The 21,640-nt window shown below is 36.0% G+C and carries 25 protein-coding genes; 18 read left to right on the top strand and 7 right to left on the bottom strand.

Annotation, left to right across the window (positions count from 1 at the left end; all coding sequences use genetic code 11):
• The first annotated feature begins 4 nt into the window (after positions 1 to 4).
• The 6 genes from EZ449_RS07685 to EZ449_RS07710 all read left to right on the top strand — a co-directional run bounded on the left by EZ449_RS07685 (position 5) and on the right by EZ449_RS07710 (position 4,862).
• On the top strand, positions 5 to 655 hold the full coding sequence (locus tag EZ449_RS07685; RefSeq protein ID WP_131557381.1) for a PH domain-containing protein: 651 nt from the start codon (positions 5 to 7) through the stop codon (positions 653 to 655).
• A gap of 130 nt (positions 656 to 785) precedes the next feature.
• The gene (gene lnt / locus EZ449_RS07690; RefSeq protein WP_131557382.1) at positions 786 to 2,399 is read left to right on the top strand and encodes an apolipoprotein N-acyltransferase; all 1,614 of its coding nucleotides are present in this window, start codon (positions 786 to 788) and stop codon (positions 2,397 to 2,399) included.
• Entirely contained in the window at positions 2,384 to 2,890 is a 507-nt protein-coding gene (locus tag EZ449_RS07695) for a hypothetical protein (RefSeq protein ID WP_131557383.1), read from the top strand. Before lnt ends, EZ449_RS07695 begins: the two co-directional genes overlap by 16 nt.
• 6 nt (positions 2,891 to 2,896) lie before the next feature.
• Positions 2,897 to 3,418 carry a signal peptidase II gene (gene lspA, locus EZ449_RS07700; protein WP_131557384.1) on the top strand — a complete coding sequence of 174 codons (522 nt, stop codon included), beginning with the start codon at positions 2,897 to 2,899 and terminating at the stop codon, positions 3,416 to 3,418.
• 96 nt (positions 3,419 to 3,514) lie between these two features.
• A complete protein-coding gene (locus EZ449_RS07705) occupies positions 3,515 to 3,931 on the top strand; it encodes an OsmC family protein (RefSeq protein ID WP_205942958.1) in 417 nt (138 codons plus the stop codon).
• A gap of 193 nt (positions 3,932 to 4,124) precedes the next feature.
• Positions 4,125 to 4,862, top strand: a complete 738-nt coding sequence (locus EZ449_RS07710; RefSeq protein ID WP_131557386.1) for a BspA family leucine-rich repeat surface protein — start codon at positions 4,125 to 4,127, stop codon at positions 4,860 to 4,862.
• 56 nt (positions 4,863 to 4,918) lie between these two features.
• On the opposite strand, the gene EZ449_RS07715 is transcribed toward EZ449_RS07710, so the two are convergent.
• Positions 4,919 to 6,559, bottom strand: a complete 1,641-nt coding sequence (locus EZ449_RS07715) for an NAD+ synthase (RefSeq protein WP_131557387.1) — start codon at positions 6,557 to 6,559, stop codon at positions 4,919 to 4,921.
• Between the two features lie 30 nt (positions 6,560 to 6,589).
• On the bottom strand, positions 6,590 to 7,264 hold the full coding sequence (locus EZ449_RS07720) for a porin family protein (protein ID WP_131557388.1): 675 nt from the start codon (positions 7,262 to 7,264) through the stop codon (positions 6,590 to 6,592).
• A 106-nt stretch (positions 7,265 to 7,370) separates the two neighbouring features.
• Here EZ449_RS07720 and gldB point away from each other — a divergent pair, with 106 nt between their 5' ends.
• Entirely contained in the window at positions 7,371 to 8,402 is a 1,032-nt protein-coding gene (gldB, locus tag EZ449_RS07725; protein WP_131557389.1) for a gliding motility lipoprotein GldB, read from the top strand.
• 77 nt (positions 8,403 to 8,479) lie between these two features.
• Positions 8,480 to 9,295 carry a patatin-like phospholipase family protein gene (locus EZ449_RS07730; RefSeq protein ID WP_131557390.1) on the top strand — a complete coding sequence of 272 codons (816 nt, stop codon included), beginning with the start codon at positions 8,480 to 8,482 and terminating at the stop codon, positions 9,293 to 9,295.
• An 8-nt stretch (positions 9,296 to 9,303) separates the two neighbouring features.
• Here EZ449_RS07730 and EZ449_RS07735 read toward each other — a convergent pair whose 3' ends face one another.
• The 3 genes from EZ449_RS07735 to gcvT all read right to left on the bottom strand — a co-directional run bounded on the left by EZ449_RS07735 (position 9,304) and on the right by gcvT (position 11,625).
• Complete coding sequence (locus EZ449_RS07735; RefSeq protein WP_165499723.1) at positions 9,304 to 9,723, bottom strand: DUF695 domain-containing protein; 420 nt, start codon at positions 9,721 to 9,723, stop codon at positions 9,304 to 9,306.
• 22 nt (positions 9,724 to 9,745) lie between these two features.
• Positions 9,746 to 10,462, bottom strand: coding sequence for a 2-phosphosulfolactate phosphatase (locus EZ449_RS07740; protein WP_131557392.1), 717 nt, complete (start codon positions 10,460 to 10,462; stop codon positions 9,746 to 9,748).
• 83 nt (positions 10,463 to 10,545) lie between these two features.
• A complete protein-coding gene (gcvT, locus tag EZ449_RS07745) occupies positions 10,546 to 11,625 on the bottom strand; it encodes a glycine cleavage system aminomethyltransferase GcvT (protein ID WP_131557393.1) in 1,080 nt (359 codons plus the stop codon).
• A 304-nt stretch (positions 11,626 to 11,929) separates the two neighbouring features.
• On the opposite strand from gcvT, the gene EZ449_RS07750 reads away from it, so the two are divergent.
• The 8 genes from EZ449_RS07750 to EZ449_RS07785 all read left to right on the top strand — a co-directional run bounded on the left by EZ449_RS07750 (position 11,930) and on the right by EZ449_RS07785 (position 16,385).
• Positions 11,930 to 12,388 carry an SRPBCC family protein gene (locus tag EZ449_RS07750; RefSeq protein WP_131557394.1) on the top strand — a complete coding sequence of 153 codons (459 nt, stop codon included), beginning with the start codon at positions 11,930 to 11,932 and terminating at the stop codon, positions 12,386 to 12,388.
• A 62-nt stretch (positions 12,389 to 12,450) separates the two neighbouring features.
• On the top strand, positions 12,451 to 13,005 hold the full coding sequence (locus EZ449_RS07755) for a PH domain-containing protein (RefSeq protein ID WP_131557395.1): 555 nt from the start codon (positions 12,451 to 12,453) through the stop codon (positions 13,003 to 13,005).
• Complete coding sequence (locus EZ449_RS07760) at positions 13,002 to 13,580, top strand: YdeI/OmpD-associated family protein (protein WP_317130429.1); 579 nt, start codon at positions 13,002 to 13,004, stop codon at positions 13,578 to 13,580. The genes EZ449_RS07755 and EZ449_RS07760 overlap by 4 nt, the downstream gene beginning before the upstream one ends.
• A 93-nt stretch (positions 13,581 to 13,673) precedes the next feature.
• Positions 13,674 to 14,498, top strand: coding sequence for an SDR family oxidoreductase (locus tag EZ449_RS07765; protein ID WP_131557396.1), 825 nt, complete (start codon positions 13,674 to 13,676; stop codon positions 14,496 to 14,498).
• Between the two features lie 5 nt (positions 14,499 to 14,503).
• Entirely contained in the window at positions 14,504 to 14,806 is a 303-nt protein-coding gene (locus EZ449_RS07770; protein ID WP_131557397.1) for a hypothetical protein, read from the top strand.
• A 16-nt stretch (positions 14,807 to 14,822) separates the two neighbouring features.
• Positions 14,823 to 15,746 (top strand): helix-turn-helix domain-containing protein, encoded by a 924-nt coding sequence (locus EZ449_RS07775; RefSeq protein ID WP_131557398.1) that lies wholly within the window; start codon positions 14,823 to 14,825, stop codon positions 15,744 to 15,746.
• 9 nt (positions 15,747 to 15,755) lie between these two features.
• Entirely contained in the window at positions 15,756 to 16,079 is a 324-nt protein-coding gene (locus EZ449_RS07780) for a nucleoside triphosphate pyrophosphohydrolase family protein (RefSeq protein ID WP_131557399.1), read from the top strand.
• Between the two features lie 108 nt (positions 16,080 to 16,187).
• Complete coding sequence (locus EZ449_RS07785) at positions 16,188 to 16,385, top strand: hypothetical protein (RefSeq protein ID WP_131557400.1); 198 nt, start codon at positions 16,188 to 16,190, stop codon at positions 16,383 to 16,385.
• 27 nt (positions 16,386 to 16,412) lie between these two features.
• On the opposite strand, the gene EZ449_RS07790 is transcribed toward EZ449_RS07785, so the two are convergent.
• Together EZ449_RS07790 and EZ449_RS07795 are read right to left on the bottom strand one after the other, a co-directional pair.
• Positions 16,413 to 17,615: a glycosyltransferase gene (locus EZ449_RS07790; protein ID WP_131557401.1), complete on the bottom strand. Its 1,203-nt coding sequence runs from the start codon at positions 17,613 to 17,615 to the stop codon at positions 16,413 to 16,415.
• A gap of 21 nt (positions 17,616 to 17,636) precedes the next feature.
• Positions 17,637 to 18,245, bottom strand: coding sequence for a ribonuclease HII (locus tag EZ449_RS07795; protein ID WP_131557402.1), 609 nt, complete (start codon positions 18,243 to 18,245; stop codon positions 17,637 to 17,639).
• Positions 18,246 to 18,324: 79 nt separating this feature from the next.
• Here EZ449_RS07795 and EZ449_RS07800 point away from each other — a divergent pair, with 79 nt between their 5' ends.
• Together EZ449_RS07800 and EZ449_RS07805 are read left to right on the top strand one after the other, a co-directional pair.
• Positions 18,325 to 18,672, top strand: coding sequence for a TfoX/Sxy family protein (locus EZ449_RS07800; RefSeq protein ID WP_131557403.1), 348 nt, complete (start codon positions 18,325 to 18,327; stop codon positions 18,670 to 18,672).
• A 68-nt stretch (positions 18,673 to 18,740) separates the two neighbouring features.
• Positions 18,741 to 21,596, top strand: coding sequence for a sensor histidine kinase (locus EZ449_RS07805; protein ID WP_225872270.1), 2,856 nt, complete (start codon positions 18,741 to 18,743; stop codon positions 21,594 to 21,596).
• The last annotated feature ends 44 nt before the right edge of the window (positions 21,597 to 21,640 follow it).

Consider the following 21,640-nt stretch of genomic DNA (forward strand, 5'->3'; position numbering starts at 1 on the left):
CATTATGATTAGCATAGATAGATTTTTAAGTGACGAACAAGATCCAAAGGCAGTTGAAAAAGTTATTGGAAAATTAAACGACCTTTTAACTATAGGCGAAGAAATTTTATATTTAGCGGTACAAAAAAAACCAGCAGTAAACTTGTTGCCAGATAGCATTGCCATCACCAATAAACGTATTTTTTATTGTGAGCCAGGTAATTTGGGCTTAACAATGAACTTCAAGGATATTTCTTTGAAGAACATTAAAGAGGTTTCTTTTAAGGAGGAATTATTTGGTTCTAAGTTTATTTGTGTGCCGCAAACGGGAGAAAATATCGTTACAGAATTTATCCCTAAAACGCAGGCAAGAAAATCATACCAAGCGGCGAATGAGCAACTCGAAATCTATAAAGAAACGCTTCATCAGCAAAAAATAGAAGAAAATAAAGTTGCTGATGCACCTGTTATTGAGCCTATCCAATCTTTTGCCGATTTTGCACCAATCGAAGCGCCAAGCCCCGAACCAGAACCCATTCAAATTGCAGAGGTTGTAGAAGAACCAGAGGATGAGGCAACGCTAAAACTTAGGAAGTTGAAAACCTTGTACGACAAACACTTGATTACTCAAGAAGAATACGAAGCCAAGAAAGCGAATATTTTAGATAGTTTGTAGCTACAATAATCCGTCATTGCGAGGAGGAACGACGAAGCAATCTTATTTAAAGAATCAAAATCTCAAAAATCACAATTAAAGATTGCTTCGTCACGATAAAATCGTGCCTAGCAATGACGGAATATCCAAAATGAAATCCAAACAAACTTACCTCCTCGCTTTATTAAGCGCATTTTTACTTTGGCTTGCCTGGCCTCCAATACCTTTTACAACTCCACTGTTGCTAATTGCGTTGGTGCCACTATTTATTGCCCTAGAAAGCATATCCAAAAGCAACATTAAAAAAGCAGGCAAACGTATTTTTCTGACCGCAGGCTTAACATTTCTACTTTGGAACACCGCATCCATTTATTGGGTTTATAATGCTATAAGTGCTTATAATGGTGTGGCAGTGGCCATTCCAGTATCCTTAATACCTTATGGTTTAGGTGCTTTATTAATGACATTTGCTTTCTGGCTCTTCTACCGTTTAAGCAAATACGCCAACAGAAAAATCGCTTACCTCGGTTTAATTTCATTTTACATTGCTTTAGAATATTTACAGCAAACCTGGGATTTAGCTTTTCCTTGGATGACCTTAGGCAACGGCTTGGCTGGCATGCACCAATTGGCACAATGGTACGATTACACCGGAATTTATGGTGGTTCGCTTTGGATTTTATTTAGTAATATTTTGGCTTTCGAAGCTTATAGAAAGTTCAAATCTCAAACTGGTTATTTAAAATATAAGCCGCTGGGAATTTGGGCACTCATTGTCATCATTCCCATTGGAATATCATTAACTAAATATCTTACCGCCAAACAAATAGGAACCCCAAGTAACGTAGTGGTGGTTCAACCGAATATTGATCCTTATTTAAAGCTAAGCGATATTCCACCTGCAGAACAAATCAAGATTTTAACCCATTTATCAGATTCTGTAGCCCAAACCAATACTGAATATTTTATTTGGCCTGAAACAGCACTTCCAATTTATGCAGATGAAGACAGAATAAGAAGCTATCCGGAAATCATTGGTTTACAAGGATTTTTAAATAAATACAAGAACGGGACATTAATTACTGGAATAGAAACTATAAAAATCTATCCTGATAAGCGAACAATATCTGCTAAAAAATATCCTAATGGAATGTATCTCGATAACTTCAACTCTGCTATGCAGCTCGAAAACTCTGCTAACGTTCAGTTTTACCATAAATCGAAACTGGTTCCAGGTGCAGAAAAAATGCCTTTCCCAAAAGTTTTCTCTTTTATGGACGGTGTATTTTCTCAGCTAGGCGGAAGTGTAAGCGGTTGGGGTTGGCAAGAAAAACCTAGCGTTTTATATGCTCAAAGTGGAATAGGCGCCGCTCCAGTAGTTTGTTACGAAAGTTTATGGGGAGATTGGATTGGCAAGCAGGTTAAGGATGGAGCGCAATTTATAGCCATTATTACCAACGATGGCTGGTGGGGAAATACTTCTGGTAAATCTCAACACGAAATGTACGCCAAATTGCGGGCAATAGAAACCCATCGTGATGTTGCTCGTTCGGCCAACACAGGAATTTCTTGTTTCATTAATCAACGTGGCGATATTAGGCAAAGTACCAAATGGTGGACAAGAACCGCAATTAAAGGAGATATTAACCTTAATGATGAAATTACTTTTTACGTTAAAAATGGCGATCTTATCGCAAAAATATTAAGTGCTTTGGCCGTTATCTTGGCACTAACTATTCCATATAGAAAATGGGTAAAAAAATAAAAGTTCTAGCTGTGCTATTTTTATTTATAGGTTGTGCAAAAGCACAAATTTATTTAGATAGTCTTGATAAACAATCTAAAGCAATGGTATTAGCATTTAAGGAGAATGATTTTCAAACGCTATTAAAATATACACATCCAAAAATCATCTCACTTATGGGTGGGGTTGATTCAGCTCTGGTAACTCTTAAAAAAGGTGTGGAAATAATTAAAGAACGAGGTGTTTCATATATTGAAGTGAGTACGGGAAAATATGAACAAATAATTAAATTGGGGCAAGTAATTCAATGTTTAATACCTCAAATTTCTGAAGCGAAAGTTCGGGATGAAAAGATCAAAGCTAAGAGCTATTTGATAGGCATTTCCTACAATAATGGAAAAAATTGGTATTTTATTAATGCCAATAAAGAAAGGGAAATGCAACTTAAAAAGTTAATTCCAGAGATTAGTAAAGAGTTAATTATACCAGAATTCACAATGACAGCTAACTAAAATAACATGCAGCACATTAAAAATCTTCGTTGGTCTATCCTTATATTATTGTTAACCTTAAACTTTGGATGCGATCAAATTTCAAAAAAAATTGTGCGTAGCGAGATTAGCGATTATGAGCACATCAGTATTATCAAAGATCGTTTTACACTTACTAAGGTAGAAAATAGTGGTGCTTTTCTAAGTTTGGGCGATCAAATGCCCTATATTTTCAGGTTAATTATCTTAACTGGATTACCATTATTGTTCCTCGGTTATGGTTTGTATTTCTTATTTGCAAAACGTAATCTGCCAATTAGCATGCAAATCGCTCTGTGCTTTTTAATAGGTGGTGGAATAGGTAATCTTTATGATCGCATTGTTCATGGATCTGTAACCGATTTTATGCACATGGACTTCTACATCTTCCAGACTGGCGTTTTTAACTTCGCTGATATTTCTATTATGATTGGCGTTGGTGTGCTTTTAATCCAATCGTTTCGAGGCAAGGTAAAACAGACCGAAGAAACTTCAACTGAAATGGAATAATTGGTTTAAAATGATGATTTCTTAACAAATGAGAAATGCATTTTTACAAACATATAATTATCTTTAGTTGTTAATCAACCAAAATAAAATATCATTATGAAAAGAAATGCAACAGCCGTATGGCAAGGCTCTATTAAAGAAGGAAGTGGTAAACTTACTACTCAAAGCACAACTTTAAGCGATACACAATATTCATTCAATTCTCGTTTTGCTGAAGGCGTAGGAACAAATCCAGAAGAATTAATTGCAGCTGCCCATGCTGGATGTTTTACCATGAAACTATCTGCAAACTTAGCTGAAGCAGGTTTTACGGCTACTAAATTAGAAACTAAATGCGAAATTAACCTAGATCCATCAAAAGGAGAAATTGTAGAATCGCATTTAACATTAACAGCATCTGTTCCAGATTTAACGCAAGAAAAATTTGATCAATTGGTTGCAGATGCAGAGAAGAACTGCCCAATCTCTAAACTATTAAATACAACCATTACTGTTGATGCTACTTTAGCATAAGACAATAAAAAATATTATAGAGCAACTTCTACATAGGGGTTGCTTTTTTTATGAAATTTATACAGGTTGTTATTAAACTGGTTAATTGTGAGAAAACCTGTAAAACACAACTATTTAATTGACAGTTATTTGTGCAATTGAAAACTGACTAATCTCAACTTTATTTAATAGCTTGGTATCTCAATTCATCGATATGAAAAAGTCCCTTATTATTTTAAGTATAGCTGTCTACCTAGTAGGCTTAAATAATGTTAGCGCAAGCACGTTGAGTCAATCCCATCAAAAAGCTTTTATCTCATTAAAGGCTATACAAAAAGTTGATGATGATAAAGAGAAAAGGAAGTTGGCAGTACAGAAAATGACCAACCAGCAGGATTTATTTCATGTTGCCAGCACTGATGAAGATAAGGAGATCAGAAAAATTGCGGTAGGAAAATTAAAAATACAGGAAAGCTTATTTCATGTTGCAAGCACCGACGAGGACAAGGAAATAAGAAAACTGGCTACCGGAAAAATTACTAATCAAGAAAGTTTATTTCACATTGCCAGTATCGATGAAGATAAAGAGATTAGAAAACTAGCTGTTGGTAAAATCAGCAATCAGGAAAGCTTATTCCATATTGCAAGCCTTGATGATGACAAAGAGATAAGGAAAATGGCAGTTGAGAAAATGAATACACAAGATCATTTATTTCACATCGCCAGTAATGATGAGGATAAGGAAATCAGAAAGATTGCAGTGGAGAAGATGAACATAGAGGAAAGTCTATTCCACATTGCTACGTTTGAAAAAGATAGAGAAATTAGAAAAATGGCTGTCGAGAAAATCAGTGATTCAGAAAGTCTTGCTCACATTTTGAATTCTGAAAAGGACAACGAGATTAAAAAAATTGTCCGTGAGAAATTAGATAAATCAGCTGCAAGCAACTGATCTAACTGAAATGCTGAGGTATTCAGTAGTTGATTTCCATCAGCATTATTATTCTTTTAAGCCATATATTTCCCTACAATTGGCATTCTTCTTCCCATACCAAAAGCTTTCGGCGAAACGCGTAAGATTGGTGGAGTTTGATAGCGCTTAAATTCTGCGATATTCACCATTTTTAAAATCCGCTGAACCAATGCCTCATCAAAACCTTGGGCGATAATGGCTTTTGATCCCTGTTTCCTTTCGATATGTTGATACAGAATTTTATCAAGAATATCATATTCGGGTAGCGAATCAGAATCTTTCTGATCTGGCCTTAACTCAGCCGATGGCGGTTTAACAATGGTATTAATCGGAATAATTTCTCGATCCTTGTTGATGTACTTTGCCAGCTCAAAAACCTGTGTTTTATAAACATCGCCAATCACGCCGATTGCACCGCACATATCGCCATATAATGTTCCGTAACCCACGGCGCACTCACTTTTGTTAGAAGTATTAAGCAAAATATAGCCAAACTTATTACTCATTGCCATGTTAACTATCCCACGAATACGGGCCTGAATATTCTCTTCTGCTAAGTTAAATGGTAAACCTTTAAACGCTGGAGCAAGGATAAGATCAAAGGCTTCAGCGGCTTCTTTAATGGGCACAATTTCATGCATACAGCCAATATTGTTCACCAAATCCATAGCATCATTCACAGAATGATCTGAAGAGAATTTAGACGGCATTAAAACCGACATTACATTTTCTGCTCCCAAAGCCCGGCAAGCCAAAGCACAAACTACTGCAGAATCGATTCCGCCAGATAAACCTAACACAGCTTTACTAAAACCAGATTTCCGAAAATAATCCTTAATTCCTAAAACGAGCGCATCGTGAATTTGCTCAATATCAGTCAATCGCTCTGGTTTAGGATATTTATTGCGCACATTTTCTACCTCAGCCAAATCAAAAACCTGAAGATCTTCCTCAAAGTATTTCATTTCAGCTTTCATTGCACCATCGGCATCGAAAACTAGCGAACCACCATCAAAAATAATTTCAGTTTGCGCACCAACTTGGTTTACATAAAACACCGGCAAATTATATTTCTTGGCATTATCAGCCAATACTTGAATTCGCTCATCATCATGTGTATAAGAAAATGGAGAAGCGGCGATATTAATCATGATATCAGGCTGCTGCTTGATCAGTTCATCCATCGGGTTAGAAACATACAACGGATTATCGTTAATGTTCCAAAGATCCTCACAAATGGTTAACGCGATTTTTTTTCCCTTGAAATCGATACAATTGAAATTGGTAGCGGGCTCGAAATAACGGTATTCATCAAACACATCATAAGTAGGCAAAAGCGCCTTTTTCGCCACGGCCTTAACTTGACCATTTTCTATAAAATATGCTGCATTAAATAAATCCTTACCCTGAAGAATATCATTTCGAATGGGTAAGCCCACAATGCAAGCAATATCAATACAATGTTTGGCAATTTCTAAAGCTGCAGTTTCACAGAGTGAGATAAATTCATCAAACTCCAAAAAATCGCGAGGCGGATAACCGCAAATGGCCAACTCGGCAAATACGACCAGGTCTGCACCTTTATCTTTTGCCAATTGAATATTATCGATTATTTTTTTTGTGTTCGCCTCAAAGTTTCCGATATGATAATTGAGTTGTGCAAGCGCTATTTTCATTTTCTAAGTATTGAGTATCAGGTATCAAGATTAAAAGAACAAGCCAAAGTTAAGGGCTAGATAATGATTTTTAACATCTCTGGTTCCATCTTTTGCAATATTAGTAAAACCATTGTTAAAGGTTAAGCCTGCAAGGATACTCGTATTTCCAGAGATATCAAATTCACCTCCGCCGCCAATGATTAAGCCGGCACGGTAAAATCTACTGTAATCGGTGATGTTAACATTGTCGCCAACTTGTGCACTGCTTCTGATAGCATCTTGTTTCGCACCAATCATAAAAGAGTTCGATAAGCCAAACTGCCCGTACCAACGTTTCCCATCAGCTTTTAAAGTTTTTAATTTTATGGTTAAAGGCAAATCGATATACTGCATTCTGTATTTTAAATCGTAACTCACTGGAATGGCATTACTGCTTGTTGCATGGTATGGCGATACATTTACCTCTGTACTTTTCCCGTTGATGGTAGTTATGGTCAAAGCAGTTGAAAAACTGTAGTTCGGGGCGAAGTTAAAGTCTCCAATTAAGCCGTAAGAAAATCCAAGCCCAACGCCTTCCGTTTTACCTTGCTCGGGTTTTATCCACCCAATGGTTGGTGTAGCCGTTAAACCCAATCTAAAACCATAGTTCCTTACTGCAAAATCTTGCGCGTAAACACCAAAGCTAATAAAGGATAGAAGTAGAATTGTCGTTATTTTTCTCATGCTGATTTGGATTAATTACCTCAGTAAAGCTGTACTGAGATTGATCGTTAAATTTGTTTTTACAATGTATTTAACAACAAAAGTATTTTCTCTAAGTTTGTTGTACATGATGTATAACGTAAAACACAGGCAAATTTATCTAATTTTTCTTTTTGCCATCATATTTATTTCTTGCAAGCATAGCAACAGGCCTGATGTAAGTAATATTAAACTCGATATTAAAATAGAAAGATTTGATAACGAGCTATTTGCTGGCAAAAACAAAAACATTGTTGAGGTAGATAAACAACTTGGCTCAAAGTATGGCATCTTTTATGATGACTTTATCCGTAAAATGCTTGACAGTAAACTTTCAAATACGGAGTCATTATCAAGCTTATATCAAGATCAGGCTTATTTAGATTTAACCAAGGAAGTGGATAGCGTTTTTCCGAACCTCAAAGTACAAGAAGCGGACTTAACAGAGACTTTTAAATACATTAAATACTATTATCCGAAAGCAAAGGTTCCTAAAATGATCTCCTTTGTTTCGGGTTTTGCTTACCAAATGCCCGTTGGCGATAATTATTTAGGCATTGGCTTGGATATGTTTTTGGGCAAGGATAGCAAATTCTATAAATCTATTATAGAAAATGTTCCACTCTACTTATCTAAAAGATTTACACCTGAATATATTGTCCCTCGTGTAGCGGAAACCTATGCACATGAAGAGCTTTTTCAAGAACCTGATGAAAACAGAACCCTCTTATCGAAAATGATCTTTCAAGGGAAAGTGCTGTATTTTCTAGATCAGGTTTTACCCGAGAATACTGCTGATAGTACTAAAATAGGTTATACAACACAGCAAATGGAATGGGCACAAAATTTTGAAGGCGATATTTGGGCATACTTTTTAGAGAATAATTATTTGTTTGAAACCGACTATCAAAAGATACAGGTATTTTTATCTGAAGGACCTTTTACGCCTGGTTTGGGTGAAAATAGGGAATCGGCACCAAAATTGGGTGTTTGGACTGGTTGGCAAATTGTGAGGAAATATATGGCTGCGCATCCTGATATAACCTTGCAACAATTAATGGCAGATAACGATGCACAAAAGATTCTGAATCAATCAAAGTATAAACCGAAACAAAAGTAATTGGGCAGTTTTCAGTTAGCAGTTTTCAATATTATACAATTAACCGATTAGACATTTCAAAAAATCAACCCTTAAACATGAAAGTTGGCATTGTATTATCAGGCGGAGGAATTAGAGGAATAGCTCATTTGGGTGTTTTGAAAGCTTTCAGCAATTTAGGTATTACCTTTAGTCACATTAGCGGTACAAGTGCCGGGGCAATAGCCGGAGCATTTTTTGCTGCAGGAATCGATCCAGAGGAAGGACTAAATATATTCTTAAGAACTAAATTATGGCGTTTCGTTCGTCCAGCAGTTGGCTCCTTAGGTTTAATTAATATAGAAAATACCGCACAGATATTAAAAGAATATTTCCCTGAAGATTCCATCGAGAAACTAAAAATTCCCTTAACCATTGCTGCCGTAAATTTTAGCGAGGGCAGGTTGGTTTATTTTACAAAAGGCCCGTTAATTAGAGCAATTCATGCTTCAAGTTGTATTCCAGGCATATTCAGACCCATTATGATTGACGGTCAAATGTATGTGGATGGTGGGATTTTGAATAATTTCCCAGTAGAACCCTTAATGGAGGAATGCGATTTTATTATCGGGTCATCTTGCAATCATTTAAAACCCGTTGATAAAATTACTGGAATTACGAATTTAATGGGTAGAGCTGGTGTAATGTCGATCAATCATGATATGGAACGAAAAGCGAAGTTTTGTAACGTCATGATCGAACCTAAAGGCTTAGGCGCAATTAGTACTTTCGATATGAAACGAGCTGAAGACATTTATTGGCTGGCACACGAAGAAGCGCTAATTACAATCAGAAACCATCCAACGATTAGGGAGCTTATAACCCCCAACCCCCTAAAGGGGGCTTTGCCTTCCCAACGGAAAGGCAGTTTGTAAAGGCTTTTTTATTTATTGTAAATTTCGAAAGGATATGATTTAATGAATCCCCAATTTGTATCATCGTTCAAATCGGATTCTATAGCATTATTAGGAAATTCCTGTCTAATTCTTTCTATCTTATTCAGATAATCGGTTTGCTCTGATATATAGTACCAGTAATTTCGTTCACCTCCGTATGTTTCGATTAAAAAAATAATTCCTTCTGAATGATCATCAAAAAGATTGCATAAATCCGAATCAAAATCACTCAAGGATAAATTATAATCAGATTCAGGAAGACCGTTTTGCTTTACTTTATCAAGATGGTGTGAAATATTTAAACGTTGTGTAAATCTGATCTTGTAATTCCAAACATCTTGATAATCGGGACGTCTTAAATACAAAGGAAATTCATCATATACAACATTCGTACTAATCCATTTCATATTCTTATAATCTAATGGAACGCTAAGAAACCAATTTAACCAACTTTTCTCCCTGTAAAACTGGAATAGCCTCGCAAACATTCAACTGCAAACAAAAAACCACATCTTCCTCAATATTCAATTGCGCCAAACGGTGACTATGAGAAGATTTATGAAGATATTTCCGCAAATCATCTTTCGCTAAGCTATATAAATCCTCAGCTGCAACACTAGAATCGTCGAAATGTTCAAAGTTTTTACGAAGCTTGCTTACCACTGCCCCAGCAAATAAGGTATCTTCCAAGTTGAATTGATCTTTCCATCCTGCACAAAGCAACAACACATTTTTGTCTTGTTTTTTGAGATACTCGCAAAGCGAATCTAGATTTAAAAAAGAACCAATAACCACCTGAAAAGCCCTTTTATTAGCTAAATGCAGAGCTTTCGTTCCGTTTGTTGTGGTGAGCACAATTATTTTTCCACTAACCTTTTCTTTAGTGTAAGAAAAAGGCGAGTTTCCGAAATCATATCCTTCTACAACCTCACCATTTCGCTCTGCAGCAAGCAGATACCCTTTATCTGAATAGTTTAGGCAATCTTCTACATTGGCTACTGGAATAATAGCCGTGGCACCATTTTCTATTCCGTAAGTAATGGATGATGTTGCCCTTAAAATATCAATCACCACCACAATACTCTGTTCGATATCGTATAAATCAATCAGTGAAGGCGTTAAACAAACTTCTATTTTTTTTGACATTTTTTGAGATTTGAGTATTGAGATTTGTGACATGAGATTTAGATGCACACCGCTCTCAAATCTCATATCTATTTTCTCAAATCCTATTTATAAAATGGAAACTTCACAATTTTAGCCTTAATTGGCGTATTGCGGATTAAGATAAAAACCTCAGTTCCTTCTTTCGAAAATTCTTTTGCAACATAACCCATACCAATTGCTTTTTGTAACGATGGTGCTTGCGTTCCTGATGTTACCTTACCAATAATATTTCCATCAGCATCAGCAATTTCGTAATCATGGCGAGGAATTCCTCTCTCTATCATTTCAAAACCTACTAATTTCTTTTGAATACCTGCTTCTTTTTGGGCTAACAAAGCCTCAGAATTGGTAAAAGGCTTAGAGAATTTGGTAATCCAACCTAAGCCAGCTTCAATTGGAGAGGTGGTATCATCAATATCATTTCCATACAAACAGAAACCCATTTCCAAACGTAAGGTATCGCGAGCGCCTAAACCAATAGGCTTAATACTATTGGCCTTTCCAGCTTCGAAAATCGCATCCCAAATTTTATCAGCATGTTCATTATCAAAGTAAATCTCAAAACCACCTGCACCAGTGTAACCTGTAGCAGAAATCACTACATTATCTACACCAGCAAAAACACCTTTAACGAAAGTATAATATTCCATCGATGCCAAATCAACATCCGTTAAACTTTGTAATGCATCAGCAGCTTTTGGACCTTGAATAGCCAAAAGAGAAGTTTTATCCGAGATATTGTGCATTTCCACACCTTTATCATTAAACTGCTGAATCCAGTTCCAATCTTTTTCAATGTTCGATGCATTAACCACCAACATATAACTTTTCTCATCAATACGGTAAACCAAAAGATCATCAACAATTCCACCATCCTTATTTGGCAGGCAAGAATACTGAACCTTTCCATCGTACAATTTCGATGCATCGTTACTGGTTACTCGCTGAATTAAATCTAGGGCATTTTCGCCTTTCAAAATAAATTCGCCCATGTGGCTCACATCAAAAACACCCACGCTAGCACGAACAGTTGCATGTTCTGCATTAATACCCTCGTAAGTAACAGGCATATTATAACCTGCAAATGGAACCATTTTAGCGCCTAAAGCGATGTGTTTTTCAGTTAATGCGGTATTTCTCATCGTATTTTTATTCTTGCGGCAAAACTACTAAGAAAAAGACAAAATTTTGAGGTTAAATTTTATGTAGGTTTAATTAGGTTTTGGAAATGAATGGAAGTATTTCATCGCATTTTTACCCCTGCTTTACGCTTTACTCACCCGATAAAAAAAATCGGGTTTCGTGTTCGCTCCAATCAGGTTCAATTAACGCAATTTCTTCTGTAAAACTTAAATTGCTATAAACCGTACAAGTCTTTATATTCGTTAAATCTAATTGTGAGACTTAATAATTAAAGCCCAGCTCAAACAACAAAATATCGTCAAGATGGCAACAGAAATTATCTCAACTACACCAGATCCTGAGATTGTAAGCACCAGAATTTTTAATTCACCGCAAGAGCTTGTATATAAAGCCTGGACAAATCCAAATCACTTGAAAAACTGGTGGGGGCCAAATGGCTTCACAAATACGTTTAATGAGTTCGATTTTAGGGTAGGTGGAAAATGGAGCTTCATTATGCACGGGCCAGATAAAGGCAATTACCCCAACGAATGTGAGTTTATTAAGATAGAGAAACCATCGCTGGTTGCTTGGAAACGTCATTCAAAGCCACTTTTTCAAGTTGTCGCAACATTTGAAAAAATTTCAGATAATGAAACGCAAGTAATTTTCAAAATGCTTTTTAATTCGCCTGAAGAATGCAATAAACTTAAAGGTTTTGTGGTGAATAAAAATGAGGAAAATTTCGATCGATTGGAGGTTGAGTTGGAGGCAATGAAATAGAACTTTGTCTAAATAATCACAATCTACCTCAACAACACTCAAATTTAACGCTAAAGTGCTTTATGATTGATTATAACATTGAAAATGAACTAAGACCTATTTTAGGTTTAAACGAACAAATTATCTGGACAGGCAAACCAAAGACTGGAATTATACTGAGAGGATCAGATGCATTTTTAATTCCGTTTAGTATACTCTGGGGAGGTTTTGCTGTTTTCTGGGAAAGCACTGTGATAGCTTCTGGTGGACCATTCTTTTTCAAGCTTTGGGGAATTCCATTTGTACTTGCTGGGCTTTACATTACCATTGGCCGTTTTTTCGTTGATGCAAAAAAGAGATCGAATACTGTTTATGGAATCACCTCCGACAGAATAATCATTAAATCTGGAATATTTAGCAGAGAGATCAAATCCTTAAATATCAGAACACTTTCAGATATCACCATCAATCAAAAGCCAGATAATACTGGAACGATTACACTTGGTCCGGTTGATTTTAGGTCTTCGATGATGCAAGGTGTGGAATGGCCAGGAGTAAAGCAAACACCTCAACTTGAATTCATCGAAAATGTAAAAAGTGTTTACGATAAGATTATCGAATTTCAAAGAAGCAAATGATGAATCCCAAAGTTGATTTTTACTTCGCCAAGGAAAAATGGCATAATGAACTAGAACTTTTAAGAAAAATTGTGCTCGATTGTGGCCTTAACGAAGAATTGAAATGGGGCGTTCCGTGTTATACATTTCAAAAAAGCAATGTTGTTCTATTACATGTATTTAAAGAGTACTGCGCCATTTTGTTTTTTAAGGGTGCTTTGTTAAAAGACAACAACGCTGTATTAATTCAACAAACCAAAAATGTACAAGCAGCCCGACAAATACGTTTTACAAGCATCGGCGATGTTTTAGAAAAGGAGAGTATTTTAAGATCTTACATTTTTGAAGCGATCGAGATAGAAAAAGCAGGCTTGAAAGTTGAGTTGAAAAAGAATACAGAACTGGAGCTTCCAGAGGAATTTCAAAATAAACTATCAGCAATTCCTGATTTGAAAACTGCTTTTGAAGCATTAACGCCGGGCCGACAAAGGGCTTACAACCTCTATTTTTCTGCTACGAAGCAATCCAAAACACGGGATTCGAGAATTGAAAAATGCATACCTCAGATTCTTAATGGAAAAGGATTAAATGATTAGGAACGTCATTATGGCTACAACATTCTTCAATATGGCAACATAGAACATTCTGCATAACAACACCTTTGTGATGTAAATTTTAAACAGAGAAAAATGAAAACAATTTTCATCACAGGTGCTTCAACAGGTTTGGGAAAAGCTACCGCAAAGTTATTTCAATCAAAAGGATGGCAAGTTCTTGCTTCTATGCGCAATCCCGAAAAGGAAACAGATTTAAATCAATTGCCAAACGTTAAACTTTTGCCATTAGACGTTACTGACCTTAGCCAAATCAATAGCACTGTAAAGGAAATCACTTCCAAATACAACATTGATGTTGTGTTCAATAATGCTGGCTATGGATTGGTAGGTGCGTTGGAATCGTACACCGATCAACAAATTACCCAACAAATCGATACGAATCTCACAGGTGTGATTCGTGTTGTACAAGCATTTATTCCTTATTTCAAGGCACAAAGAAAAGGGCTTCTTATTACCACCACTTCAGTCTGCGGATTTTCGTCAAATCCAATGTCGTCGGTTTATAATGCTACCAAATGGGCATTGGAGGGCTTCAGCGAAAGTATATCCTATGATTTAGCACAGTTTAATATTGGCATTAAAACCGTAGCTCCCGGTGGTATCAAAAGTAACTTCATCAACGGAATGCAAGCGGTAATTGACCAAGATTATGAAACGCTCAACAAACGACTTGGAGAATTATTCGCCGATGGTACCTTGATTGAATTTACGGAAGCCGAAAAAATAGCCGCAGTAGTTTTTGAAGCCGCTACCGATAACAAGGATCAATTACGTTACCTTGCAGGAAACGACGCTATAAAAATCAATCAACAAAGGCTGGAGCTTGGTGCTGAAAGCTTCAGAAAGAACTTAACGCATCTTTTTAATCTTGAATCTCCTTACAAAAGCATTAATTAATAGAAATGAAAGACAACACAGAGGCAGTAGAAATTACCACTTTCAAATTGAATGGTTATAGCTGTAAACAATTTATAAAAGCGAATAAGGAGATCGATGAATTTTTACAACGCCAAAAAGGTTTCAAATCGAGGAGAATATTTGAGCAAGGCAGCACCATCGTAGATATGCTGATTTGGGATGACGTGGAAACAGGCACCAACGCAATGCACAGATTAATGGCTGAGTTGAGCAATTCCATTGTACACGATATGATTGATCAAAGCACAGCGAGTTGGAATATTTCCACAGTGGAGCACGCCATTTAAATAATAAATTTGATAAATGAAAAGTAGCGATCGTATTCCTCAACAATTTACTTCCATACCGGAATTGCACAGGGCATTAGGCTTACCTAAACCCCTGCATCCGTTAGTAAGCTTAGTTAATTATGCAGATATTACTACGCCAGAAACCGATTTACCCAAAGTAATGACATTAGACTTTTTCAAAATATCCTACAAATTCAACTTACAGGGTAAAATAAAATACGGACAACATTATTACGATTTTGATGAGGGCGGCATATCATTTATATCACCTCATCAAATTATCGCCTCCAAAGAAGATGAGAAAGATTATTCTGGATATACCTTGCTTATCCATCCCGATTTCCTGCATAATTATCCATTATTAAAGACTATAAAAAACTATGGCTTCTTTTCTTATTCTGCTAATGAGGCCTTGTATTTATCCGCCAAGGAAAAGAGGACTATCTCCGAAGTTTTTGAACATATTTTAGAAGAACTGAATGGGAACATTGATGACTTTAGTCAAGATGTAATTATTTCGCACATTGAAGTATTATTGAATTACAGTAACCGATTTTATAAGCGTCAATTTATCACCAGAAAAGCAGCCAATCATAATATATTAACACAGCTGGAATCGCTTTTAAATCATTATTTCGATAATAAAAAGTCTTTAATTCAAGGAATTCCAACTGTTCAATATCTTGCAGAACAATTAAATCTTTCGCCTCGTTATTTAAGCGATATGTTGCGTAACCTCACCGGTCAAAATACGCAACAACATATCCACGAAAAACTGATTGAGAAAGCCAAGGAGTACCTTTCGGGTGATCGATTAACAGTGGCAGAAGTAGCCTATCAATTGGGCTTCGAACACCCACAATCATTCAATAAGATTTTTAAGAGAAAAACCCATTTCACCCCGATTGAATTTAAACAATCATTCCAAAAAAACTAAATAACCAACATGGAAAAAACTGATTTTGACACACTAATCGAACGCTCAAAAAATATAAGAACAGCGTATCATCAATTAGAATTACAGCATCATGGCAGTAAATGGACAATTGAGGAAGATACTTTGGCATTTCTTACCGATGCTGGTTTGGTTGGACGAAATACCATGTCGCAACAAGGACGATGGCCAAAAACAGAAACAGATGCTGAGTTAAAGCACAAATTAGGAGAATGTGTTTGGTGGTTAACTGTAATCGCAGACCGCATGAACATTGATATTAAGGATGCGGTTGAACACTTTTTAACAAAAACAGAAAATTTATTAGAGAAGTAAGCATTATACAAATACCCCGGAGAAAACTGCCTTGCATTTTTTTTAATATAAATTTGAGGTATATTAGATTTAAATATTAATCATTAACGCAATTATCCCTCAAAACGAATGAAAGTTAAACACACCATAATCATATTTGCCCTTGGCTTCGGTATGGATTTTATTGGCGCAATTTTAAAAATAATGCATGTTTACGGCGGAAGTTTTCTATTAATTGCGGCATTGGTCTTTAAGGTAATTGGCGGTCTTTTATTTTTCTACAAATTAATTACAAGCCCAAAATTAAAAGCTTTTATGAATTCATAATTTTTATCTTCCGGTTCGTAAATAAAGCTAAGCACTTACCAATCCATGATAAATTTCTAACATCTTTTTCGATATGAGATAAATACCGTGATCCTGCTCAACAGTTTTTCGGGCATTCTCCCCTATTTCCATCCAGCGTTTGGGGTTAATAATACATTGTAAAATGGACCGGTAAAACTCATCAGCTGTGTTTGCAATTAGAATATCATGGCCATGCCTACAGTTGATTCCCTCGGCAGCTGTTGTTGTGGCAATAATGCATTTCTGCATAGCCATTCCCTCAATAATTTTAACACGCATGCCCGTTCCAGAAATTAGCGGAACAATCATGATCGCCTTAGAATTTATGAACTCAATGGCATCAAAAACTTCTCCTTCGACAATTAAATTTTCAGAATCGTATTCAAAGAAATGCTTTTGCATGTTTTTCCCGGCAATGTAAAACCGCAGATCTTTGTTTAGTTTTTCGATATCTGGCCAAATATCATCCAAAAACCACTCTAAACCCTCTTGGTTTGGTCGCCAATCCATCGCTCCCAAATGAAAAAGTGTCGGGAAACTCGTTTTCGATTTATCGACCTTATATTTTTCCAAGTCAATGGCCACAGGAAAAACCGTCATAGGCACTTCACAACCAAAGCGTAAAATACTTTGTCTATCGGGTTCGCTAATCGCAAAAATCTGGTGAAACCGGTTGATTTGATCAGTTTCATAAGCCCTTAATCGCTGCGCTAGAAAGGCAAGGTACTTTCTTCTTATCAAGAATTTTTCCGAATGTGAAAGTCGCTCCCAAAGTGTAAATTCGATATTATGCGCTCGGTAAATCAATTTTGCACTGCTGTTGGCTTTTACAACATCAAGATAAGGCACAACAAAAAGTCCTTCGAATTGGATGACATCAAAAACGTTTTCACGAAGCAAGTTTTCGAGTTGTCGTGCAGCATCTTCGTTGTAATATCGAGAGACATTGTAAGATTCGTTTGTAAAAATATTAAAGAATGCCGACCAAACATTTACTTCTGTATCCAGATCTACAATGTGGTATTTAATTTTTTCAAAAACCGGATCGGAAATATCTTCCACATCAATTTGGCCTTTTGTGGGGTTCAGGCTAAACAAAGTAATATCTGCACCAAGTTGCAGTAGGCCTTTCATGGTATTGTAAACCACAATCGGATAACCACTGTTTGGCGGGAAGGGAATCCGCTTAGTAATTAATAGTATTTTCACTTGTTGTGAAAATACGAATTTTTAGATGCTTTTAGAAAACAATTCTAACTGAGGATCGCTAACGTTGAAAGTTTTGCGATGGAAAGGCGATAAACCAATTTCGATAACCGCTCTACGGTGCGCTATGGTTGGATAACCCTTATTCTGTTGCCAGTTGTAATGTGGATAATCTACATGAAGATTCCCCATAAATTCGTCTCTATGCGTTTTCGCCAAGATAGATGCCGCAGCGATATTGAGGTATTTTCCATCGCCTTTTATAATGCAACTGTGTGGAATTTGGGGATAAGACTTGAAGCGATTGCCATCTATTACTAGATATTGAGGCGGAGTATGTAATTTTTCAATGGCTCGGTGCATGGCCAAAAATGAAGCATTTAAAATGTTAATTTGGTCGATTTCCTCATGATCGCAAGATGCAACCGCCCAAGCCAAGGCTTCTTTTTCGATAATTGGCCTTAACAAATCTCTTTGAGCATGAGACAATTGTTTGGAATCGTTTAAACCCTCAAGCACAAAACCCTTCGGAAGAATTACAGCTGCAGCAAAAACAGGCCCGGCAAGGCAGCCACGACCAGCTTCATCGCAACCAGCCTCAATAAATTCTTCTTGGTAACAGTTTAATAACATTGATGCAAATTTAAAGAATAACGGTTAAATTTTGTCAAACGGATATGGAAACAGTAAATTAGTTTTAAACAAATAGCTGATGAGATACAATGAACACCTTGCCGCTCGCGTAGCCGAAAAACTGGAGCACCTTGCTGATGTAGAAGGAAAAGAAATGTTCAGTGGATTGGTTTTTATGGTGAATGGCAAAATGTGCATCGGTGTAATGAAAGATAAACTCATGCTGAGAATTAACCCAGCCAGCATTGCTGCATTGGAGGATAAGGACGGCTGGGAACAAATGACAATGCGAACCAAAGCAATGAATGGATATATCTTAGTTTCTGAAGATGTTTTAATTAGAAATGAAGACTTAGACTTTTGGATCGAACTTGCATTGGAATTCAATCCATTGGCAAAAGCATCGAAGAAAAAGAAGAAAGTATAATTGGATGTTTTTGATTAGATTTAACTAACCAAATATCTTAATCCATCAAAACGCCTCTAGTTATATTGATGATCTTTTTTTTCTTGTACAAACCTGTACACGGGCAAAACTATGTCAAATTAAATACCTTTAATACCGACCAAGGTCTGCCCAGCAACCACATTTACGATATAGTTGAAGACAATCGAGGCTTTCTTTGGATCACTACAGATAATGGCATATCGAGATTTGACGGCAAATATTTTCAGAATTTTTCGGTGCGACAAGGGCTTCCATCCAATGAGGTTTTACAGGTTTTAAGGGATAAGGATGGCATCATTTGGGTAAATTGCTTTAAGCAACTTCCCGCCTATTTTGATGAGGTGAGCAACAAATTCATCACCATAAATAGCAATGAAATACTCAACGAAATTTCTAAATCGCTTTTAAGAACTACCATCACCGCAGATGGAAATGCAAAATTCTTTAACCTTTTGGGCACTGTTACTTTCAAGAATAAAAAGCCAATAAGCGCTAATAATGTTTATTCGCATGAGTTTATTATTGCCAAGCAACAATTGGTTTTGCACACTGAGGGAGGCTTGTTAAAAGACAATTCATATTGCGAAAAGCTTGTGATTACTCAGGGGAAGAAAAAATTAGATAGCATATTATTTAAAACTGCTCTTAAAATGCAGAACTATATGGTAGATAACAATAACCTATTTCTTTTTTCGAGCGGGAATATGGGTTATAGAATTTGCTTGTTAAGTCTTAAACCTTTTAAGTATAAAATTGATACCATCAATCTGTTCTCTAATAACACCTTGCAAAAATTTACCAATGGCAAATTAAACATTATCGGCAGAAATGGTAAGGTATCTATTTTCGACAGAAATAGCTTAAAGCTCCAGCAAAAAATTGATATTGGATTGGCCACAAACTGTGCATACGTTGATAAATACGAAAACTTGTGGATTGGAACGTTAGATAAAGGTTTAATATTTTACAGCAGGAACACTACTAAAACCATAAAAACTGCCGAAAATTTTATCAATAATAATTTCCTAAGCATAGCAACAAGTGCTAGCGGAGAAGTAACTGCAGGCAACTATTACGGAGAAATTCTTCAACTTAAAAATAAATTGATATCAAAAAAAACAATAGAAAATGTTGGAAGAACTACCTGGATTAGAAAAATTATTTACGCCAAAAATAAAACCGTTGCCATTCATGATATGGGTTATAGCGTTAATTTTGGAGCAACCAAAAGAATATTAACCGAAAAGGGGCAGCCTGCTTATGTAAAAACAGCAACACTAATTAACGATAGCCTAATCATGATTGGGAGCAATTCTGGCTTAATTAAGTTAAATACCAATACCCTTAAATCCTCACAGGTTCATCACAATGGGATAGAAATTACTTTAAGTTTGGTAAAAGCTGGCAATTCGATGTACTACATTGGCCAAAAAGGATTGTATAAATATAATTTACAGACCGAGTTATCTCAGTTTATTCCATTAGATAAAAATAGATCAACAGAAAAATTTAATACGCTTGCTTATGCTGCCGATGGTACACTTTGGGCAAGTACCGCAAGTGGTAAGCTGTTAATTTTTTATAAGGATAAAATTATTAGTTGCATACCAGAAAGTGCAGGAATGCCCGAAAACATCAATTGCATTCTGGCTAATAAAAATAGAATTTGGTTGGGCAGTAAATCAGGAATTTCGATAATTGATTACTGCATCAAACCATCTGGAGCCACTTATTCTATAAAAAATCTATCCAAAAACGATGGATTATCATCAAACAACATTAACGATTTTTCTTTATATAACGATACCATTTATGCCGCTACAGAAAATGGAATAACCAAGATTCCAGCAAATTATCGGAATAAAATTTTTGAGATAAAACCGGAGCTAACCGGAGTAAAAATCAACCAAGAAGTAGTAAAAACATCTAATAAGTATAATTTAAAAAGCGATCAGAATAACATTACACTTCAATTTGCAGGGGTAGAACTGAGCGGGCATTTCAAGAATATTCAATATGCAATTAACAACAAAACCAAGTGGAACGACTTGGATGGCAACACCCTTAATATTCAACTTAATAATGGCGAAAACGATATTTTCGTAAGGGCTAGAGATGTAAACAATCATATCAGTACGCAAAATTTAAAGATTCATTTTTACATTAAAACGCCTTTTTACAAGGCAATATGGTTTTGGGCAAGCATGGCTATATTTTTATCGGCCATTATATTTTGGTTTCTAAGCAGGCGAAAATTATCGATACAAAGAACCATGTTCGAGCAACAACTGGCATTAGAACAACAGCGAAGTAACATCACAGCCGATCTTCACGATGATATTGGCGCAACATTAAGTAGCTTACAATTAAACAGCGCAGTTGCCAGTCAACTCATTAATAAAGACATTAAGCAAACGCAGAAAATTTTAGAGAAAATCGAAAACCAAGCTAAAAGCCTTGCCGATAAAATAGGTGATATTATTTGGAGCATGAAACCTGGAAAGGATGAATTTATGACCATTAGCAGTCGAATTAAAAACTTTGCCAATGATATTTTGGGTGCTACAAATATTAACTATAAAGTGCAGATAGATGCTGTTATTAACAAAAAACTGATCGATATACACACCAGAAAAAACATTGTGTTTATCACTAAGGAGGCCATTAACAATGTAGCCAAATATAGTCATGCTACGCAGGCAACAATTAGCATAAAGGTGGTAAACGATTTAATTTACCTCAACATTATCGATAATGGAGTTGGTTTTGAGGTTTGCAAAGCGGCGGGAAATGGTTTGGCAAACATCAAAAAAAGAGCAAAAGAACTTAATGGAAGTTTTAATATACAATCTGCTGAAAAAAAAGGAACGATCATCGCTGTTGTAATTCCGCTTGTCCCTTGATTTAATTACAATCCATTGCCAATTTTAGTAATTACTTTTATGAT

It is taken from the genome of Pedobacter frigidisoli, from assembly GCF_004331675.1.
Taxonomy (GTDB): Bacteria; Bacteroidota; Bacteroidia; order Sphingobacteriales; family Sphingobacteriaceae; genus Pedobacter; species Pedobacter frigidisoli.

Excerpts from the sequence above, each read along its gene's own strand:
- EZ449_RS07685 (WP_131557381.1), top strand. The coding sequence starts at position 5 with ATGATTAGCATAGATAGATTTTTAAGTGACGAACAAGATCCAAAGGCA.
- lnt (WP_131557382.1), top strand. The coding sequence starts at position 786 with ATGAAATCCAAACAAACTTACCTCCTCGCTTTATTAAGCGCATTTTTA.
- EZ449_RS07695 (WP_131557383.1), top strand. The coding sequence starts at position 2,384 with ATGGGTAAAAAAATAAAAGTTCTAGCTGTGCTATTTTTATTTATAGGT.
- lspA (WP_131557384.1), top strand. The coding sequence starts at position 2,897 with ATGCAGCACATTAAAAATCTTCGTTGGTCTATCCTTATATTATTGTTA.
- EZ449_RS07705 (WP_205942958.1), top strand. The coding sequence starts at position 3,515 with ATGAAAAGAAATGCAACAGCCGTATGGCAAGGCTCTATTAAAGAAGGA.
- EZ449_RS07710 (WP_131557386.1), top strand. The coding sequence starts at position 4,125 with ATGAAAAAGTCCCTTATTATTTTAAGTATAGCTGTCTACCTAGTAGGC.
- EZ449_RS07715 (WP_131557387.1), bottom strand. The coding sequence starts at position 6,559 with ATGAAAATAGCGCTTGCACAACTCAATTATCATATCGGAAACTTTGAG.
- EZ449_RS07720 (WP_131557388.1), bottom strand. The coding sequence starts at position 7,264 with ATGAGAAAAATAACGACAATTCTACTTCTATCCTTTATTAGCTTTGGT.
- gldB (WP_131557389.1), top strand. The coding sequence starts at position 7,371 with ATGATGTATAACGTAAAACACAGGCAAATTTATCTAATTTTTCTTTTT.
- EZ449_RS07730 (WP_131557390.1), top strand. The coding sequence starts at position 8,480 with ATGAAAGTTGGCATTGTATTATCAGGCGGAGGAATTAGAGGAATAGCT.
- EZ449_RS07735 (WP_165499723.1), bottom strand. The coding sequence starts at position 9,723 with ATGAAATGGATTAGTACGAATGTTGTATATGATGAATTTCCTTTGTAT.
- EZ449_RS07740 (WP_131557392.1), bottom strand. The coding sequence starts at position 10,462 with ATGTCAAAAAAAATAGAAGTTTGTTTAACGCCTTCACTGATTGATTTA.
- gcvT (WP_131557393.1), bottom strand. The coding sequence starts at position 11,625 with ATGAGAAATACCGCATTAACTGAAAAACACATCGCTTTAGGCGCTAAA.
- EZ449_RS07750 (WP_131557394.1), top strand. The coding sequence starts at position 11,930 with ATGGCAACAGAAATTATCTCAACTACACCAGATCCTGAGATTGTAAGC.
- EZ449_RS07755 (WP_131557395.1), top strand. The coding sequence starts at position 12,451 with ATGATTGATTATAACATTGAAAATGAACTAAGACCTATTTTAGGTTTA.
- EZ449_RS07760 (WP_317130429.1), top strand. The coding sequence starts at position 13,002 with ATGATGAATCCCAAAGTTGATTTTTACTTCGCCAAGGAAAAATGGCAT.
- EZ449_RS07765 (WP_131557396.1), top strand. The coding sequence starts at position 13,674 with ATGAAAACAATTTTCATCACAGGTGCTTCAACAGGTTTGGGAAAAGCT.
- EZ449_RS07770 (WP_131557397.1), top strand. The coding sequence starts at position 14,504 with ATGAAAGACAACACAGAGGCAGTAGAAATTACCACTTTCAAATTGAAT.
- EZ449_RS07775 (WP_131557398.1), top strand. The coding sequence starts at position 14,823 with ATGAAAAGTAGCGATCGTATTCCTCAACAATTTACTTCCATACCGGAA.
- EZ449_RS07780 (WP_131557399.1), top strand. The coding sequence starts at position 15,756 with ATGGAAAAAACTGATTTTGACACACTAATCGAACGCTCAAAAAATATA.
- EZ449_RS07785 (WP_131557400.1), top strand. The coding sequence starts at position 16,188 with ATGAAAGTTAAACACACCATAATCATATTTGCCCTTGGCTTCGGTATG.
- EZ449_RS07795 (WP_131557402.1), bottom strand. The coding sequence starts at position 18,245 with ATGTTATTAAACTGTTACCAAGAAGAATTTATTGAGGCTGGTTGCGAT.
- EZ449_RS07800 (WP_131557403.1), top strand. The coding sequence starts at position 18,325 with ATGAGATACAATGAACACCTTGCCGCTCGCGTAGCCGAAAAACTGGAG.
- EZ449_RS07805 (WP_225872270.1), top strand. The coding sequence starts at position 18,741 with ATGATCTTTTTTTTCTTGTACAAACCTGTACACGGGCAAAACTATGTC.